18 protein-coding genes are annotated in these 16966 nt (G+C 70.7%); 7 read left to right on the forward strand and 11 right to left on the reverse strand.

Going from position 1 to position 16966, the window contains the following annotated elements; genetic code table 11:
- Nucleotides 1-242: 242 nt before the first annotated feature.
- Both AABM36_RS10520 and AABM36_RS10525 read left to right on the forward strand, forming a co-directional pair.
- Nucleotides 243-854: a LapA family protein gene (locus AABM36_RS10520; RefSeq protein ID WP_423446099.1), complete on the forward strand. Its 612-nt coding sequence runs from the start codon at nucleotides 243-245 to the stop codon at nucleotides 852-854.
- Between the two features lie 237 nt (nucleotides 855-1091).
- Complete coding sequence (locus AABM36_RS10525; RefSeq protein ID WP_423446101.1) at nucleotides 1092-3305, forward strand: NADP-dependent isocitrate dehydrogenase; 2214 nt, start codon at nucleotides 1092-1094, stop codon at nucleotides 3303-3305.
- 208 nt (nucleotides 3306-3513) lie between these two features.
- Here AABM36_RS10525 and tpx read toward each other — a convergent pair whose 3' ends face one another.
- Nucleotides 3514-4011, reverse strand: coding sequence for a thiol peroxidase (gene tpx / locus AABM36_RS10530; protein WP_423446103.1), 498 nt, complete (start codon nucleotides 4009-4011; stop codon nucleotides 3514-3516).
- A 139-nt stretch (nucleotides 4012-4150) separates the two neighbouring features.
- Between tpx and AABM36_RS10535 the strand changes: the two genes are divergently transcribed.
- Together AABM36_RS10535 and AABM36_RS10540 are read left to right on the forward strand one after the other, a co-directional pair.
- Nucleotides 4151-5137 carry a malate dehydrogenase gene (locus AABM36_RS10535; protein WP_423446105.1) on the forward strand — a complete coding sequence of 329 codons (987 nt, stop codon included), beginning with the start codon at nucleotides 4151-4153 and terminating at the stop codon, nucleotides 5135-5137.
- Nucleotides 5138-5470: 333 nt separating this feature from the next.
- Nucleotides 5471-6016: a GNAT family N-acetyltransferase gene (locus tag AABM36_RS10540; RefSeq protein ID WP_423446107.1), complete on the forward strand. Its 546-nt coding sequence runs from the start codon at nucleotides 5471-5473 to the stop codon at nucleotides 6014-6016.
- A gap of 345 nt (nucleotides 6017-6361) precedes the next feature.
- On the opposite strand, the gene AABM36_RS10545 is transcribed toward AABM36_RS10540, so the two are convergent.
- The 5 genes from AABM36_RS10545 to AABM36_RS10565 form a co-directional block, all read right to left on the reverse strand.
- Nucleotides 6362-6880: an O-acetyl-ADP-ribose deacetylase gene (locus AABM36_RS10545; RefSeq protein WP_423446109.1), complete on the reverse strand. Its 519-nt coding sequence runs from the start codon at nucleotides 6878-6880 to the stop codon at nucleotides 6362-6364.
- Between the two features lie 81 nt (nucleotides 6881-6961).
- Nucleotides 6962-7348 carry a YchJ family protein gene (locus AABM36_RS10550; protein WP_423446111.1) on the reverse strand — a complete coding sequence of 129 codons (387 nt, stop codon included), beginning with the start codon at nucleotides 7346-7348 and terminating at the stop codon, nucleotides 6962-6964.
- A gap of 181 nt (nucleotides 7349-7529) precedes the next feature.
- The gene (locus AABM36_RS10555) at nucleotides 7530-8378 is read right to left on the reverse strand and encodes a uracil-DNA glycosylase (protein ID WP_423446113.1); all 849 of its coding nucleotides are present in this window, start codon (nucleotides 8376-8378) and stop codon (nucleotides 7530-7532) included.
- 88 nt (nucleotides 8379-8466) lie between these two features.
- Nucleotides 8467-9141, reverse strand: coding sequence for an MOSC domain-containing protein (locus AABM36_RS10560; protein ID WP_423446115.1), 675 nt, complete (start codon nucleotides 9139-9141; stop codon nucleotides 8467-8469).
- Between the two features lie 67 nt (nucleotides 9142-9208).
- Entirely contained in the window at nucleotides 9209-10099 is an 891-nt protein-coding gene (locus AABM36_RS10565) for a rhodanese-related sulfurtransferase (protein WP_423446117.1), read from the reverse strand.
- A gap of 102 nt (nucleotides 10100-10201) precedes the next feature.
- On the opposite strand from AABM36_RS10565, the gene AABM36_RS10570 reads away from it, so the two are divergent.
- Nucleotides 10202-11215: an acyltransferase family protein gene (locus AABM36_RS10570; protein WP_423446119.1), complete on the forward strand. Its 1014-nt coding sequence runs from the start codon at nucleotides 10202-10204 to the stop codon at nucleotides 11213-11215.
- Nucleotides 11216-11284: 69 nt separating this feature from the next.
- Here AABM36_RS10570 and AABM36_RS10575 read toward each other — a convergent pair whose 3' ends face one another.
- Entirely contained in the window at nucleotides 11285-11971 is a 687-nt protein-coding gene (locus AABM36_RS10575; protein WP_423446120.1) for a trimeric intracellular cation channel family protein, read from the reverse strand.
- 110 nt (nucleotides 11972-12081) lie between these two features.
- On the opposite strand from AABM36_RS10575, the gene AABM36_RS10580 reads away from it, so the two are divergent.
- Together AABM36_RS10580 and AABM36_RS10585 are read left to right on the forward strand one after the other, a co-directional pair.
- Nucleotides 12082-12522, forward strand: coding sequence for a GNAT family N-acetyltransferase (locus AABM36_RS10580; protein WP_423446122.1), 441 nt, complete (start codon nucleotides 12082-12084; stop codon nucleotides 12520-12522).
- Nucleotides 12515-13870: a carboxylesterase family protein gene (locus tag AABM36_RS10585; RefSeq protein ID WP_423446123.1), complete on the forward strand. Its 1356-nt coding sequence runs from the start codon at nucleotides 12515-12517 to the stop codon at nucleotides 13868-13870. The genes AABM36_RS10580 and AABM36_RS10585 overlap by 8 nt, the downstream gene beginning before the upstream one ends.
- 31 nt (nucleotides 13871-13901) lie before the next feature.
- Here AABM36_RS10585 and AABM36_RS10590 read toward each other — a convergent pair whose 3' ends face one another.
- The 4 genes from AABM36_RS10590 to AABM36_RS10605 all read right to left on the reverse strand — a co-directional run bounded on the left by AABM36_RS10590 (nucleotide 13902) and on the right by AABM36_RS10605 (nucleotide 16851).
- Nucleotides 13902-14480, reverse strand: a complete 579-nt coding sequence (locus AABM36_RS10590; protein ID WP_423446125.1) for a mismatch-specific DNA-glycosylase — start codon at nucleotides 14478-14480, stop codon at nucleotides 13902-13904.
- A 52-nt stretch (nucleotides 14481-14532) separates the two neighbouring features.
- The gene (locus AABM36_RS10595) at nucleotides 14533-15444 is read right to left on the reverse strand and encodes an EamA family transporter (protein ID WP_423446127.1); all 912 of its coding nucleotides are present in this window, start codon (nucleotides 15442-15444) and stop codon (nucleotides 14533-14535) included.
- Between the two features lie 2 nt (nucleotides 15445-15446).
- The gene (locus AABM36_RS10600; protein WP_423446129.1) at nucleotides 15447-16274 is read right to left on the reverse strand and encodes an alpha/beta fold hydrolase; all 828 of its coding nucleotides are present in this window, start codon (nucleotides 16272-16274) and stop codon (nucleotides 15447-15449) included.
- A gap of 238 nt (nucleotides 16275-16512) precedes the next feature.
- Complete coding sequence (locus AABM36_RS10605) at nucleotides 16513-16851, reverse strand: DUF3072 domain-containing protein (RefSeq protein ID WP_423446131.1); 339 nt, start codon at nucleotides 16849-16851, stop codon at nucleotides 16513-16515.
- Nucleotides 16852-16966 lie beyond the last annotated feature (115 nt).

Below are 16966 nucleotides of genomic sequence, written 5' to 3' on the forward strand. Positions count from 1 at the left end.
AATGTGCGTTGCACCCTCGGAGGTGGTCGCCCCGAGCCGTGACTGGCGTCACCGTTGATTGTGGTGCGTCACACAATGAACGAAAGGTTACCCAGCGATAACCGATTCCGTGCGACATGTCAGCAGATTGCAAGCGTGTCGTGATTTCTCGGGCGTGTCGCGCTGCTCCGCCCCGCCCCTGTGCCCGGGGCGCTGCTGGCCTACGCTGGACCCACCACCACGCGACCCCCGGGAGGCACCCAGTGAGCAACACCCCGCACGAACGTTCCGCCGCACCCCGCGTTCCCGACGACGACGCCGCTGCCGCACCCGCCGGCGCCGGCCCCGTTCCCGGGGCTCAGCCCCAGCAGGGCCGGGGGCCGGCCCGTCACGACCGCCCGGACGGCGCCCTCGACCGGCACTCGGTCACGGACGCCGACGCGTCCCGGGCAGGAGCCGCGGGCGCCGCGTCCACCGGGACCGGGCCCGCGGGAGCCGGGCGGGCGGCGTCGCCCACCGGAGGCGCTGCGCGTGGTGAGGAGACGGGAACGAGCGAGTACACGGGTACCTACGACCCCGCCCTGGACACCCCGGTCAAGCGCGGCGTCTCCGGGACGGTGTGGGCCGCGCTGATCGTGGGCGTGATCGTGCTGATCCTGCTGCTGGTCTTCATCATCCAGAACAACGTGGCCACCCAGTTCGAGTTCCTCGCCTGGACGTTCTCGCTGCCCCTGGGGGTGGCCATGCTGCTCTCCGCGATCGCGGGTGCGCTCATCATGGCCCTCGTGGGCTCCGTGCGGATGTTCACGCTGAGCCACCGGCTGCGCAAGCTCGAACGGGAGCGCGAGCGGATCAAGCACACCCTGCAGCACTGACCTTCCCCAGGGGCTGGGCTCAGAGGCTCCTCCCACCACGGCGCACGGCGACCGACCTCCGGGGCGGGGCCGTGCGCCGTCGTCATGCCTGCGGCGTGCACCGGAAGCGGCACGGCGGCGCCCGGCAGCGTGGGCCCACCCGCCGATCACGGCCCGTACCGGCAGGGTCCGCGGGGGCCCACTGCGGGTAGGCTGGAGGGCAGCCCCAGTGACCGTCGATGCAAGGAGTCATTGTCCATGCCCAAGATCATCTACACCGAGACCGACGAAGCACCCATGCTGGCCACGTACTCGTTCAAGCCCATGGTCGAGGCGTTCGCGTCCACGGCCGGGGTGGAGGTCGAGACCCGGGACATCTCCCTGGCCGCCCGCATCCTCGCGCAGTTCCCGGACCGGCTCACGGAGGAGCAGCGCGTCCCGGACACCCTCGCGGAACTCGGTGAGCTCGCGAAGACCCCGGAAGCCAACATCGTGAAGCTTCCCAACATCTCCGCCTCCATCCCGCAGCTCAAGGCCACCATCAAGGAGCTGCAGGCGGACGGCTACGACCTGCCGGACTACCCGGAGGACGCCTCCACGGACGAGGCCAAGGACATCCGCGCGCGCTACGACCGCGTCAAGGGCTCCGCCGTGAACCCCGTGCTGCGCGAGGGCAACTCGGACCGCCGGGCGCCCAAGGCCGTCAAGGAGTACGCCAAGAAGCACCCGCACACCATGGGCGCGTGGTCCAAGGACTCCAAGACCAACGTGGCCACGCTGGGCCACGACGACTTCCGCACCAACGAGCAGTCCGTGGTGATGCCGGCGGACGACACCCTCACCATCCAGCTGGTCAGCGGCGGCAAGACCACCGTGCTCAAGCAGTCGGTGCCCGTGCTCGCCGGTGAGGTGGTGGACGCCACGTTCATGAGCGCCGCCGCCCTGGACGAGTTCCTGAAGGCCCAGGTGACCCGTGCCAAGGAGGAGGGCATCCTCTTCTCCGCCCACCTCAAGGCCACCATGATGAAGGTCTCGGACCCCATCATCTTCGGCCACGTGGTCAGCGCGTTCTTCCAGGACGTCATGGAGCGCTACGGCGCGGACCTGGCCAAGGCCGGGCTCTCCCCCAACGACGGCCTGGCCGGGATCCTCTCGGGCCTCGACGCCCTGGAGAACGGCGCCGAGATCAAGGCCGCGTTCCAGGAGGCCATCGACAACGGCCCCGAGCTCGCCTACGTGAACTCGGACAAGGGCATCACCAACCTGCACGTCCCCTCGGACGTGATCGTGGACGCCTCCATGCCCGCGATGATCCGCACCTCCGGGCAGATGTGGGGCCGCGAGGGCGAGCAGAAGGACACCCTGGCCGTGCTGCCGGACTCCTCCTACGCCGGTGTGTACCAGACCGTGATCGACGACTGCCGCGAGAACGGCGCGTACGACCCCACCACCATGGGCACCGTGCCGAACGTGGGCCTCATGGCCCAGAAGGCCGAGGAGTACGGCTCCCACGACAAGACCTTCGAGATCACCGAGGCCGGCACCGTGCAGGTGGTCAACTCCGCCGGGGACGTGCTCATGTCCCACGACGTTCAGCCGGGTGACATCTGGCGTGCGTGCCAGGCCAAGGACGCCCCCATCAAGGACTGGGTGCAGCTGGCCGTGCGCCGCTCCCGCGAGTCCGGGATGCCCGCGGTGTTCTGGCTGGACGAGTCCCGCGCGCACGACCGCAACCTGATCGAGAAGGTCAACACCTACCTCGCGCAGGAGGACACCGACGGGCTGGACATCCGCATCCTCTCCCCCGTGGAGGCCACCAAGTTCACCATCGAGCGCATCCGCCGCGGCGAGGACACCATCTCGGTGACCGGCAACGTGCTGCGCGACTACCTCACGGACCTGTTCCCCATCCTGGAACTGGGCACCTCCGCGAAGATGCTGTCGATCGTGCCGCTCATGAACGGCGGCGGCCTGTTCGAGACCGGTGCCGGTGGCTCGGCTCCCAAGCACGTGCAGCAGCTGCAGGAGGAGAACCACCTCCGCTGGGACTCCCTCGGTGAGTTCCTGGCGCTCGCGGCGTCCTTCGAGCACCTGGCCACGCGCTTCGACAACGCCAAGGCCCAGGTCCTCGCGGACACCCTGGACCGGGCCACCGGCACGTTCCTGAACGAGAACAAGTCCCCGTCCCGCAAGGTCAACGAGCTGGACAACCGCGGGTCGCACTTCTACCTGGCCATGTACTGGGCCGAGGAGCTCGCCCGGCAGACCGAGGACGCCGAGCTGGCCCAGGCCTTCCAGGAGGTCGCCTCCGAGCTGCGCGCCAACGAGGACACCATCAACGCCGAGTTGCTGGGCGTGCAGGGTTCCCCCGCGGACCTGGGCGGCTACTACTGGCCCAAGCCGGAGCTGGTCTCGGGCGTCATGCGCCCGTCCGCCACGCTGAACCGGATCATGGACTCGCTCACGGCCTGATCCGCTCCGCACGCGCCGTGGTCCTCGCACCGCGCGCTCGTGTGACGACGCCGCCGCGCCCCCTTCCCGGGGACGCGGCGGCGTCGTTCTATCTGGGGTGTTACGCGCGCGGCCCGGCGCGGGCAACGAGCACGTGGGGGCAGCGCACCACGCACGGGTCAGGAGGGCGCGGGCTCAGACCCCCGGTCCCGACGCGGGAGGTGCCGGATCAGGAGAGCGCGGCCACGGCGGCGTCGTAGTCCGGCTCCTGCGAGATCTCCGGGACCAGCTGGCTGTGGACCACCTGACCGTTCTCGTCCACGACCACCACGGCGCGCGCCAGCAGGCCCTGCAGCGGGCCGTCCGTCATGCTCACGCCGTAGTCCTCACCGAAGGACGAACGGAACGCGGACGCGGTGACCACGTTGTCCAGACCCTCTGCACCGCAGAAGCGTGCCTGGGCGAACGGCAGGTCCTTGGACACGCACAGCACGGCGGTGTTCTGCAGCTCGGACGCGCGCTTGTTGAACTCGCGCACGGACTGGGCGCACACGCCGGTGTCGAGGGACGGGAAGATGTTGAGCACCATGCGCTGGCCGGTGAACTCGTCCGAGGCCACGGGCCCCAGATCGGCGCCGACCAGGTCGAAGGGGCGAACGGACGTGCCCTCGGCGGGCAGCTCGCCCACGGTGTGCACGGGATTTCCTTGCATTGCGGTTTCAGCCATGACCCCATTCTGACCGGGCGCGGCACACGCCGACAGGAGCTTCCGCCGTGCGCTGAACAGGTGCGGTTGATAGCCTCGGAGCCACCGCACCCCCGTGTGACGCACCACACAGGCGTCACCCGTTCCAGGAGGAAAACCCGTGAGCCTCACACCCGTCACCGTGGCCGTCACCGGAGCCGCCGGCCAGATCGGCTACAGCCTGCTCTTCCGGATCGCCCACGGAGACCTCCTGGGCCGAGAGCGCCCGGTGCGGCTGCGGCTGCTCGAGATCCCGTCCGCGCTGCCCGCCCTGGAGGGCACGGTCATGGAGCTGCAGGACTGCGCGTTCCCCCTGCTCGCGGACGTGGAGATCGGCTCGGACCCCCGAAAGGTGTTCGACGGCGCCCAGCTGGCCCTGCTCGTCGGGGCCCGTCCACGGTCCAAGGGCATGGAGCGCGGTGACCTGCTGGAGGCCAACGGCGCGATCTTCACCGAGCAGGGGAAGGCTCTGAACGAGGTGGCGGACCACGGCATCCGCGTGGTGGTCACCGGCAACCCCGCCAACACGAACGCTCTGATCGCCCAGCGCAACGCTCCGGACATCCCCGCCTCCCGGTTCAGCGCGCTCACCCGGCTGGACCACAACCGGGCCGTGGCCATGCTCGCGGCGCAGACCGGGGCGGCGGTGAACGACGTCAAGCACCTCTCCGTGTGGGGCAACCACTCCGCCACGCAGTACCCGGACCTGGACCACGCCAGGGTGGCTGGTCGCCCGGCCCTGGACCTGGTCACCCGCGAGTGGGTCGAGGACACGTTCATCCCCGCCGTGGCCAAGCGGGGTGCCGCGATCCTGGAGGCCCGCGGGGCGTCGTCGGCCGCGTCCGCGGCGAGTGCCACGATCGACCATGCCCGGGACCTCATGCTGGGCAACCACCGCGGTGACTGGACCTCGATGTCCGTGGTCTCGGACGGCTCCTACGGCGTGCCGGAGGGGCTGGTCAGTTCCTTCCCGGTGACCACGTCCGGCGGGGACTGGTCCATCGTGCAGGGCCTGGAGATCTCCCAGTTCTCCCGTGCGCGCATCGACGCGTCCGTGGCGGAGCTGGAGTCGGAGCGCGCCGCGGTGGAGGAGCTGGGCCTGATCTGAGCGCCCGCGAGGGCGCCGAGGTGCCGGAGCTGGGGCCGCACAGCTCGTGGACGCGGCCTCCCCCAGGAAAAAGTGCAGATTTTGCCGAAACTGGGCCGATTGTGGGCAAAAGCTGCACTTATTCCTGGGTGGTGCGTGCGCGGGGGCCCTGCAGCAGTTCCCTGCTGCTTCCCTCCGTCGTCCTCCCAGTGCAATAACTCCGCTAATGCTGATTTGCGCTCGCCCATCTGCATTTGCTTCACACGAGAGCCGGTCGACCCGTTCATGACCGCCCACGCCACCATCTGTCCTGCATGATGTCGTGGACCGAGCAAGCCAGCGGAGGGGTGCCAGGTGAGTGACCGCAGCAAGGAGCGCGCCAAGCAGCCGGAGCCTGATGAGATATTCATCCGGCCTGCGTGTCTAGCGCACGACAGGATTCTGGCCCAGATCGACCATGCCGGATGGTCCCCGCGCACCGATCCCGGTGAGCTCTGGAGTGCCGACCGGCCGTTCTTCGGAGCGCCCACGGGAACCACGGTGCAGGACGTGCTGGTCGCCTGTCGGTCCGAGAGCATCGTGGGCTACATCAAGATACGCCCGGAGTTAGGGGCGTTCGGCGACTGGTACATCGCCGGACTGGCGGTAGCTCCGGCAGCGCGCAGACAGGGAGTGGCTCGCCAGCTCGTGCGTGCGGCGTTGGATCGAGCCGCTCGGCACGACGGCCACCAGGTCTGGCTAAAGGTTCTGTCCACCAATGTCCCGGCCGTCCAGCTCTACTCGTCCCTCGGCTTCGTGGAACTTTCACGGGCCCGGGGGAGCTTCAGGCAACGACCGGCCGCAGATGACCTGCGGCTCGCACGGTCATTGCGGGGTGTTCCCACGGGTTTCGTGGGTTGAGAATCCCGCTCCCTGCGCGGTAGAGACGGCATCTCCTGCGTGGAGATCCCCGCCCATGTCAGGCGGGCCTCGGCGCGCGGGATGTCCTGGCACTCGGTGCCTTGCGGAACCCGGAGCAGCGCGTCCTTCGACTCGGTCACCGGCGCGAATGGGCTCGAAAACGGAGGACGGCACGGTACCGCCACCGCTCAGTCCCTCTTGCCGCCAGCGTCCCCAGGAAAAAGTGCAGATTTTGCCGAAACCGGGTCGATTTTCGGCAAAAGCTGCACTTAATCCTGGGTGGTGCGGGCGTGAGGGTGCCGCGCCGGGTCAGTTGTGGCTGGTGGGTAGGTTCTGTGTGGCGGGTCAGGCCCGCGCGGCGTCGAGGGCTGCCTGGAAGGCGGTTTCCGCGTCCGCCGAGAACGGGACGAACACCACCGTCTCCACCTGGGTGTCCGCGTCCAGCACCGTGTCCACCGCGATCTGCGTGGCGCTGTCCATGGGCCAGCCGTAGATGCCCGCGGAGATGGCGGGGAAGGCCACGGACGTGGCACCGATCTCGTCCGCCACGCGCAGTGACTCCCGGTAGCACGAGGCGAGGATGCCGCTCTTGTCCTTGGTCTTGGCGTAGACCGGCCCCACGGTGTGGATGACCCAGCGCGCCGGGAGCTCGTAGCCGTCCGTGGCCACGGCCTGACCCGCGGGCAGGCCGTCCTTGAGCGTGGTCTCCCGCAGCTGCCGGCACTCCGCCAACAGCTGCTTGCCCGCCGCCCGGTGGATCGCACCGTCCACTCCCCCGCCGCCGAGCAACGTGGAGTTGGCGGCGTTGACGATCGCGTCCGTCTCGACCCTGGTGATGTCGCCCTTGCGGATCTCGATGTTCATGGGGTCAACCCTACTGCGGTGTCCCGTGGAGGGAACCGACCGAACGGGTAGCGGAGCCGGGCTCACACGGGGTACAGCCGCTCACTCGTAGGCGGGGCCCACGTACATCCAGCGCTTCGCGCGCCTGGCGAACTCGGACACCTCGTGCAGCTCCAGAGACCGCCCCTCGCTCACGTGGGCCGCGGTGAACTCCACGATCCCGTGCTCGTCCTCGGGTCCGCCGTCCACCGTGCTGTCCACCCGCAGACCCATCCACCGGGTGTCGGGGTCGATGGAGACCTCCGTCGGGCGGGTCAGGGGGTGCCACGTGCGGAACAAGTGGTCCTCCGCACCCATGGCGTAGGCCGTGTACCGCGAGCGCATCAGCGCCTCAGCCGTGTCCGGCCACGCCTCATTGCTCAGTGCAGGACCGCAGCACTCGTTCAGGGACGCACCGGCGGGCAGGCCACCGCAGGGACACACGTTCATGGTCCCCGAGAGTACCCGCACCGGCTTCCGACGCAGAGCGACCGTTGCCGCCGGGCACGGACCGGCCGGCCGGGCATTTGACAGGGCGGCCGATTACCCGTGGTCGCGTCTCGGGCGGGTCCACGTGCCGGAGCACGCCCCCCCTCGGGGCCGGCGGCGGGAGACAATGGTGGGCCCCGTGCTAGGCGGGCGGCTCCGCGGCCAGGGCCAGGGCGTCGTCGAGCATCGGCTCCGTGAGCAGGCCGGTGAAGGTGTTGCGCTGGCTCACGTGGTAGCAGCCCACGAGCCGCACGTCCCGGCCGTCCGGGGTGCGCAGGGGCACGACGGCACCGTGCCCGAACTTCGGCCGCGGCCGGGGCACCTCCCAGCCCATGCGCACAGCCGCGGCGAGGACCGTCTGCCACGCGATGCCACCGAGGGCCAGGATGCCGTGGAGCTCGGTGAGCAGGCCGATCTCGCGGTCGAACCAGCCGCCGCACGCGGCCTTCTCGTCGGGGGTGGGTTTGTTGGCGGGCGGGGCGCAGCGCACGGGGGCGACCATGCGGACCCCGTGCAGGGCCTGGCCGTCGCCCGCGGTGCCCACGGTCTCGTGCTCGGCGAACCCGGCGCGGTAGAGGGCGGCGTAGATCCAGTCCCCCGCACGGTCCCCCGTGAACATGCGCCCGGTGCGGTTTCCACCGTTCGCCGCGGGGGCCAGACCGATGATCGCCACGCGTGCCTGCGGGTCCCCGTAGGACGGCACGGGCCTGCCCCAGTACGGCTCACCCGCGAACGAGGCGCGTTTCCGCGTGGCCACGTCCTCGCGCCACTCCACGAGTCGGTCGCACGCTCGGCACACGCTGGCCATGGCATTGAGCTGGCCCACGTCCGAGGCGGTGGACGCGAGATCGCGCACCCCGGCGGCGTCGTGCGCCACGGGGGCGTCCGCCGGCGCGGGGTCCTCCGGCCAGCCCGAGCCGGGCGGCACCGGGGACGGGAACGGCTGCCCGGTGAGGGGATGTGGCAGCTGGGAGGCGTTGTCCTGGATCATGTGGCGTCATCCTCGGGATTCGGTGTCTCGACTCGGTGGTTGCTCACCGGGCTGCCGTCGCGCGCGGGCCCGGGCTGCCGTCGCGCGCTCACAGCAGACCGTCCTCCCCCAACCGGCGCAGGATCTTGCGGCGCCACTGCTGCGGGAACTCGGGCGCGGACGCCAGGGCGCGGTATGCCTCCCGGTCCGCGGTCCCGGCGGCCATGATCCGCACGACATCGCCCACGGACACCGCGCCCGAGGGTCGGCTCACGAACTCGAACGCGTCCCCGGCCCCCACGTGGCCCTCCCGCAGGACCCGCAGGTAAAAGCCGGTGCGGGCGGTCCGCTCCATGTCCCGCGGCAGGTCCCAGTCCGACCAGCGGCGGGAAATGGTGTTGCAGGGGGTGCGCGGCTGGGTCACCTGGACCATTGCGCTGCCCACCTGGAACGTGTCGCCCAGGAACACGCGGTCCTCCGTGGCGCCGCGCAGGGTGAGGTTCTCCGAGAACGCACCGGGGCCGAGGTCCCGCCCCTCCGCGCGCCACGCGTCGTAGTTCTCGGCCGCGTAGCAGCACACCGCCTTGTCCGGGCCGCCGTGGTTCTTGAGATCACCCTGCTCGTCCCCGATGAACCCGGTCCCGCTCAGGAAGAGCCTCCCCGTTCGCGGTGCCTTCTCGGCGGCGGTCTCCAGCTCCCGGCCGTCCCACCGGTGAGCCCGCACCTCCCCGGTGTGCAGGGCGGTCACCGCGGCGTCGGTGACGGTGGGCTGAGGGTTCTCCACGGTGGTCTCCTCGTCTCAAGGGGGGTGACGCCGGACGCTGCCACGGTGCGTGCGACCGGCTGGTGGGTCAGGCCGCCACGGGCACGCAGTCCGTGCACCGGGTCCGGGCCCCGGTCTCCGTGCACGTCTCGCAGCACAGGAACAGCTGCCGGCACTGCTGGTTGGCGCAGTTCACGTACCAGGGTGTGGCCTCCCCGCACTGCACGCACCGCCCCAGGGACCTGGCCCCGGGTGAGAACTCCATGTGCCGACGCTCGTCGAAGACGTAGAGCGAGCCGTCCCACAGGCCGCGGTCCCCGTAGGCCTCCCCGTAGCGCACGATCCCGCCGTCCAGCTGGTACACGTCCTGGAACCCGCGGTTGCGCAGCAGCACGCTCAGCACCTCGCAACGGATCCCACCGGTGCAGTAGGTCACCAGGGCCTTGTCCTTGAGGTGGTCGTAGGCGCCGGAATCCAGCTCCCGCAGGAAGTCCCGCGTGGTCTCGGTGCGGGGGACGACGGCGCCGCGGAACCTCCCGATCTCCGCCTCCAGCTGGTTGCGGCCGTCGAAGAACACCACGTCCTCACCGCGCCGCTCCACGAGCTCGTGCACCTCGTGGGGCTTCAGGTGCGTGCCCCCACCCTCCACGCCGTTCTCGGAGACCCGGATGACGTCCGGGGCGTCGAACGTCACGAGCTCCGGGCGGACCTTCACGCTGAGCCGCGGGAAGTCGTCCCCCGCGCCGTCGGACCACTTGACGTCCGCGTGCTTGAACGGGGCGTACTCCTTGAGGCCGCGGACGTAGGCCTTCACATCCCGGATGTCCCCGCCCACGGTGGCGTTGATGCCCTGCTCCGAGACGATGATCCGACCCTTGACCCCGGTGCGCTGCGCGAGGTTCAGCTGCCACAGTTTCACGGCCTCCGGGTCCGCCAGAGGAGTGAACACGTAGAACAGCACGATCTTGGGGAGGGACATGGAACCAGACTAGGACAGCGTGAGAACCGTTACGCTACGCAAGTGACCTCCGCTCCCCCGCATGTCGAGGCCCGATCCTCCGGGCACGGGCCTCATCGCTCCATGCTGGGCCACGCTCTGGCCGGACACGACAATGCTCTGAACCTGGTGCGGCTCTTTCTGGCCGCGCTGGTGGTGTTCGGCCACAGCAGCCCGCTGGGAGGTTTCCCCTCTCACAACTGGCACGACTTCAGCGGTACGGCAGTCAACGGGTTTTTCGCCATCTCCGGCTACCTGATTGCGGGGTCACGCGTTCGCACGTCTCTGCAGGGTTTCCTGTGGCGGCGTGCTCTTCGCATCTATCCCGGTTTTTGGGTTGCTCTGATCACAACGGCGTTCATCGTGGCACCCCTTGCCGCTCTCATCGGGGGTGAGACGTGGGTCCCCCAGAGCGCTGTGGGATACGTCGTCAACAATGCCACTCTGTACATCCGGCAGTGGCACATCGAAGAGCTCCTGACGTCGGTGCCGTACCCGGGTGCCTGGAACGGATCGCTGTGGACCCTGTGGTTCGAGGGTATGGCCTACCTGATGGCCGGAGTGCTGCTGAGCTTCAGCCTGGTGCGTCGCCGTCCGCTGCCCTTTCTTGCGGGTCTGCTCCTGGTGGTGCTGGTCCTGCAGGTGCTCGCCCCAGGTGCGCTGGACATCTCGACGGGACGCTACCTCCAGGCCCTGCGCCTCGCCGGGTTCTTCTTGGCGGGGATGACCCTGTGGGCCGCGCGCGACCGGGTTCCTGCGCGGTGGTGGCTCGGGGTCCCCGCCTGCTTGGCGGTCATCGCCCTGCAGTGGACTCCGGCCCCGTGGAGCTGGGCCCTCACGGCCCTGCCCATCGCCTACGCAACTCTATGGCTCGGCGCGGCCCTCCCCACACGCATGGGAAGTCGAACCGATCTGTCCTATGGGACGTACATCTACGCCTTCCCCTTCCAGCAGCTCCTGGCTGTCCTGGGCGCACACACGGTGCTGGGCTACTGGGGATACTCGATCGCGTCCCTGCTGTGCGCCCTCGCTGCGGCGTGGGTGTCCTGGACGGTGGTGGAGAAACCTGCCATGCGCTGGAAATCCCTGGTCCGGTGACCTGCCGCAGCCGCCAGGTCAGGCGGCCACGCGGCGTCGTCGACGGCGCCGTGCCCGGCTACGAGCGCGTCACTCGCGCCGCGTGCGCCTGCCCAGGACGGGACGCAGGCGCAGCTTCTTCAGGGCGCCGGGGCTGAGGTTCGCCGGGCCGGGAAGGCGCCAGCCGAAGCGCCGCGCAGACACACTGAGCACGGCGCTGAGCACGATCGCCCCGGCCATGCCCCACGTGGGGTGCCCCAGCTCGGAGAGCAGCGCCATCAGCGCACTCGCCAGCAGGGCGCTCGTGGCGTAGAGCGTGTTGCCGCCGAAGATGGCGGGCTGCCGCCCCACGGCGATGTCCCGGATCATGCCGCCGCCCACCGCGGTCACGACCCCGAGCAGGATGGCCGGGGGCCACGCGAGGCCCGCTCCCAGCGCCTTGACGGTGCCCGTGGCGGCCCAGCAGCCCACCGACAGGCAGTCCGCGACGAACAGCGCCCGGAAGGTCCACGTGCTGTCGAACACCAGGAGGTAGGCGATCAGCGCGCCGGCGAGCGCCGTGGTGAGGTACGCCGGGTTCGTCAGTGCCACGGGAAAGCCCTGCTGCAGGAGCGTGTCCCGGAGGATGCCCCCGCCCAGGCCGGAGACGATGGCCAGCACCACGAAGCCCACGAGGTCCATGCGCAGCTGCCGGGCCACCACGCCACCCAGGATGCCGTTGGTGAGCACCCCCAGCAGGTCCACGAGGTCGAAGACCACCTCAGCCTCGATGTCCACCGGGTGCCTCCTCCTGTGCTGGGTCCGCCGAAAGTCCGGGGACCAGCATAGGGTCCGCGGGCGCGGGCCCGCCTGCTGCGCGTGTCGGACGGAGCGGTCAGACTGGTCACATGACAGATGTGCGTCCGGGATACACCCTGGTGGACTCCCCACCCTCCGTGGCCGACTACCTGTCCCTGCGTCGGGACAGCGGCATGCACCCCAAGACCGAGGAGCAGGCGGAGGCCGGGATCCACGGAGCGTGGGCTGCCATCCACGTCCGCCACGAGGGGACGGGCGCAACGGTGGGCATGGGCCGAGTGATCAGTGACGGTGGGTGGTACTTCCACGTGATCGACATGGCGGTGCTGCCCGAGCACCAGGGGCAGGGGCTGGGCACCGCGGTGCTGCAGCGGCTGCTGGACACCATCCGCGCGGACGCTCCCCCGGGCGCCTACGTGAGCCTCATGGCGGACGGTCCGGGCCAGGCCCTCTACGCCCGGCACGGATTCCAGGACAGGGCGCCGCGCACCATCGGGATGAGCATGCGCCTGGAGGACCCCCGTGGGTGAGACCTCCGGGACCGCCGGCACCACCGCGGCCGGAGCGCCCCGCTGGAACGCTCCGTGCGGAACGGTCGTCGGACGACGTGACGGGGCCGTGGACCGGGCCACCGGCATTCGGTACGCCCGTGCGAGCCGCTATGAGCGCCCGCAGCCGGTGGCCGCGGCGTCGACCCCGGTCCTGGCCACCGAGCCCGCACCCGCGTGCCCCCAGCCGCCCATGCCGTTCCTGGACGACATCGTGGGCAGCAACATCGGGGACCTGCCCCAGGACGAGGACTGCCTCCGGGTGTCGGTGACCGTTCCCGCCGGCACCCCGGGGGACGCACGGCTGCCCGTGATGGTCTGGATCCACGGCGGTTCGTACGCGGCCGGCGGCGGGGACGCACCGTTCTACGATCCCGGTGCGCTCGTGGCGGAGCAGAACGTGATCGTGGTGGCGGTGACGTACCGGCTGGGACTGCTGGGGTTCCTGGGCGACGGCACGGAGATCCCGGCAAACCTCGGCCTGCTGGACATGGTGGCCGCTCTGCGGTGGACCGGGGAGAACATCAGCGCGTTCGGCGGGGATCCCGAGAACATCACCCTGTTCGGCCAGTCCGCCGGCGGCGACGCCGTGGCACACCTCATGCTCGTCCCGCAGGCACGCGGGCTGTTCCGGCGGGCGATCATCCAGAGCGCGCCCTTCGGGCTGCTGGCCGGTCGCGCGAGGATGAGCGCCCTGATGGCGGTCACGGCGGCACCCCTCGCGCGCGATGCCCCGCTGGACGAGGTGCGCGCCATGCAGCAGCGGGTGGCCAAAGACGCTGTGCGTCACGGCCTCAAGGGCCAGATGCCCTTCGGACTGCAGTACGGCCACGATCCCCTGCCCCCGGAGAACGAGCTCGACGCGGCGTGGCAGGCGGCCGCACCCGAGGTCGAGGTCCTGGTGGGCAACACCACCCGTGAGGCCGCCCTGTTCACGGCTCGCATTCCACCCCTGCTGACCCGCATGCAGCATCCGCGCAAGGCCCGCCGTGTGGAACGGCTGGTCATCACCCCGTTCACCCAGCGCCTCTACGGCAAGGGCGCCGTGCGTTTCGCCCGGCGTCACGCGGAGACCGGTGGCACGGGGCGGCGCTACGAGTTCTCGTGGGGCGTGGGCCGCAACCCCGTGGCCGGCGCCCACATCTCCGAGCTGCCCCTGCTGTTCCCCGGTCACGACGTGTGGGAGCACACCCCGCTGGTGGACGGCCACACGTGGGCCCAGGTGGTGCACGACGGCGCCCGGTTGCGCCGCGCGTGGGCCGACTTCGCGCGTGGTCACGCCCCGGAGAGCGATGCGCAGGCCGGGCTGAGAATCTTCCCGCTGAGGTGATGCCAGTGCGGGAGATCCACCCGCTGCCCGGTCAGTCGCTCTGGGTGTCCACCACTCCGGCGGCTCGCGCGATCTCCCCGTACACCCGGGCCAGATCGTCCAGGGACGAGTGGGCGTTGAGTCCGCTCGGGTTGGGCGCCACGAACAACTCGGTGCCCGGCCACGGTGACTCCTGCCGCCCGGCTGTGGCCTTCGGACGGTCGAAGGCCGCCCGGTAGGCGGTGATCCCCAGCACTGCGACCACGGCGGGACGTTCCCGCCGGATGAGCCGGTCCAGCCGTGTCGCCCCCTCGTGCAGCTCCTCCGTGGTGAGTTCATCCGCCCGGGCGGTGGCGCGGGGGCACACGTTGCTGATCCCGATGCCCCGGTCCGTCAGCTGCGCGAGCTCCACGGGGTCGTAGCCGTCCGCGGCGTCGATCCGGGTGCTCGTGATACCCGCCCGGTGCAGCGCGGGGTAGAAGCGGTTGCCGGGGCGGGCGAAGTGCGCCCCGGTGGCCGCGGTCCACAGCCCCGGGTTGATCCCCACGAACAGCAGCCGCAGGGGGTGCGGGATCAGGTCCGGCACGGTGCGGTCCCGGTAGGAGTCCAGTTCTGCGCGTGTGAAGCCCATGGCACCCGAGGATAGGGCCTGGGACGGACACGAGCCTCGACGGCTGCCGGGTTCACGGCGCGGGCTGCGCGAGGGCCTCGGGCGGGCGAGGTGGCCGACTCCGCCCGGACCGCACGGCCGCCGCACTTGCCACGATCACGAGCGCCATGCCCGCGATCTCCCCCGGTCCCATGCCCTGTCCGAGGATCAGCCACCCCACGAGCGCGGCCACCGCGGGCGCCATGCTCACGAGGATCGAGAAGGTCTCCGCGGGAAGCCGCCGCAGCGCCGCGAGTTCGAGCGCGTACGGCAGCGCCGAGGACAGGAGCGCCACGGCCACGCCCACGAGCAGCACGTGCGGCCGCAGCAGCGCCGCGCCGCCGCTCACGATCCCGAACGGGGCCGCGAGCACCGCCCCCACCACCATGGCCAGGGCCAGTCCCTGGATGCCGGGGAACGACCGCCCCGCCTGCCGGGACAGCAGGATGTAGCACGCCCAGACCCCCGCCGCGGCGAGCGCGAACAGCACCCCCGCCAGGTCGGGGATCTCCGTCCCCGGGCCCACACCGCTGAGCAGCAGCACCCCCGCGAGCGCGAGCCCGGCCCACAGCAGTCCGCTGAGCCTGCGGGACAGCACCACGGACAGCACCAGCGGACCGAGCAGCTCGATGGTGACCGCCACCCCCAGCGGCAGCCGGGCGATGGCCTGGTAGATGAGCATGTTCATCCCGCCCAGCGCCGCCCCGAAGCCCAGCACCACACCCACGTTCTGCCGGGTCACGGCACGCAGTGGAGGGCGGACGACGGCGCCCAGCAGCACCGCGGCCAGCGCGAGTCGCAGGAACACGGCCCCCAGGGCACCGACCTCGTCGAACAGCCCCACGGCAATGGCCGCACCCGTCTGGGTGACGAAGGCCGCCGCCACCACCAGGGTCACCCCCTGCGCTGAGCCGTCAGCGCGTGGGGAGCCGTCCGGACGGGCCACGACTAGCGGTCCTTGAGCAGGAAGGTCCGCAGGGCCATGATGAACTCCTCCGGGCGGTCCGCGTGCACCCAGTGGCTGGCGCCGCGCACGGTGATCCGCACGGTCCTGGGGAACAGTGCGCGCATGGCGGGCGCGTCCTCGGCCTGGATGTAGGGCGAGTTCTCCCCCGCCACCCACAGCACGGGCCCCGTGTAGGTGCGCCCCGCGACGTCGTCCGCGGGCCACGCCCCGATGTCCCCGAGCTCGGAGTGCAGCAGGTCCAGGTTGGGCTGCCACCCGAACCCGCCGTCCCGGTGGCGCAGGTTCTGCAGGAGGAACCCGCGGACGGTGTCGTCCGGGATGTCGGCGCGCAGGGCGGCGTCGGCCTGGGAGCGGTGAGTGATGCCGGAGAGGTCCAGGCGCTTGAGGGAGCCGAGCAGGTGCTCGAAGTTGCCGCGGGAGGACGTGGTGTCCGCCTCCTGGGAGTCCACCGGGGCGATGTCCTCGATCACGAGCCGGTGCACCAGTTCGGGGTGCCGCAGTGCGAGCACCATGGCGACCTTCCCGCCCATCGAGTGCCCCACCACGTCCACGGGGCCCGCGGCGGCGAAGTCCGCGCGCAGCTGCTCGGCCACGGTGTCCGCCATGGCGGCGTAGCCGAAGGACTCCGTCCACGCGGAGTCCCCGTGGTTGGGCAGGTCCACGAGCAGGCAGCTGAACTCGGGCTGCAGCCCCTTGGCGATGTTCGTGAAGTTCTTGCCGCGTCCGAACAGCCCGTGCAGGAACACCACGCGGTGCTCCCCGGAGCCGATCAGCGTGGTCTTGAGTGTGGGTTTGGGATCCTGAGGCACGGGCGTCAATCTACTGCGCCGCACCAACCCGCACCAAAGCCGCCGACGCCGCCCGGTTCGCCCGGGCATCCCGTCTCACCGAGCCGCGGCTGGGCCTGTCTGCTCCCAGCACGCAGCAGGGTGCTGACCTGAGACGGGCGCGCTCCCGCACTCAGCGGTCCGCACCGAGAGGTGACAGGAAAAACGCCCCGCGACGGCCTGGATGTCAGGCGCGCGGGGCGTGGTTCCTGCAGCGGGGTCAGTTCGAGGAGCCCTTGAGCCGCTCGATGTGCTCCGAGGCCTGGGCCTTGGTCAGGTCTGCGGGCAGCTCCTCGCCGGCCTGCTTGGCGAGGGTGTCCAGGTAGGACTTCTGCGCGCCGGTCATGGGCTCGTCGCCGCTGATCCAGTCCGAGGGGTCCTTCTCCAGCGTGGAGTCCTGGGCGTCCCCGGTGGCGCCGATGGTCTCACCCTGCGGCGCACCGTTCTGGGGTGCGCCGTTCTGCGCGGTGCCCTGGGGCACGGAGCCGTCCGGGGTGCCGTTCTCGAGGGGAGGCTGCTCGTTCTGCATCTGGGGGTCCTGGGCGGGGGTGTCGGTCATGGTGCTCCTCCATCGTCTCCTGGGCCGGTCTGCTCCGGCCCCGGTCTCACGGGAACGCGCCGCGGAGGGCGTGCCGCGCGGTGCGGCACGGACTCGTCCGGTGCTGCGGTGCCCG

The sequence above is a fragment of the Kocuria sp. KSNUG genome (genome assembly GCF_049532735.1).
GTDB classification, from domain to species: Bacteria; Actinomycetota; Actinomycetes; order Actinomycetales; family Micrococcaceae; genus Kocuria; species Kocuria rhizophila.

What these genes read in the sequence shown, in the direction of transcription:
- AABM36_RS10605 (WP_423446131.1), bottom strand. Translation starts at nt 16,851, where the DNA reads ATGACCGACACCCCCGCCCAGGACCCCCAGATGCAGAACGAGCAGCCT.
- AABM36_RS10570 (WP_423446119.1), top strand. Translation starts at nt 10,202, where the DNA reads ATGCTGGGCCACGCTCTGGCCGGACACGACAATGCTCTGAACCTGGTG.
- AABM36_RS10550 (WP_423446111.1), bottom strand. Translation starts at nt 7,348, where the DNA reads ATGAACGTGTGTCCCTGCGGTGGCCTGCCCGCCGGTGCGTCCCTGAAC.
- AABM36_RS10545 (WP_423446109.1), bottom strand. Translation starts at nt 6,880, where the DNA reads ATGAACATCGAGATCCGCAAGGGCGACATCACCAGGGTCGAGACGGAC.
- AABM36_RS10590 (WP_423446125.1), bottom strand. Translation starts at nt 14,480, where the DNA reads ATGGGCTTCACACGCGCAGAACTGGACTCCTACCGGGACCGCACCGTG.
- AABM36_RS10580 (WP_423446122.1), top strand. Translation starts at nt 12,082, where the DNA reads ATGACAGATGTGCGTCCGGGATACACCCTGGTGGACTCCCCACCCTCC.
- AABM36_RS10565 (WP_423446117.1), bottom strand. Translation starts at nt 10,099, where the DNA reads ATGTCCCTCCCCAAGATCGTGCTGTTCTACGTGTTCACTCCTCTGGCG.
- AABM36_RS10525 (WP_423446101.1), top strand. Translation starts at nt 1,092, where the DNA reads ATGCCCAAGATCATCTACACCGAGACCGACGAAGCACCCATGCTGGCC.
- AABM36_RS10555 (WP_423446113.1), bottom strand. Translation starts at nt 8,378, where the DNA reads ATGATCCAGGACAACGCCTCCCAGCTGCCACATCCCCTCACCGGGCAG.
- tpx (WP_423446103.1), bottom strand. Translation starts at nt 4,011, where the DNA reads ATGGCTGAAACCGCAATGCAAGGAAATCCCGTGCACACCGTGGGCGAG.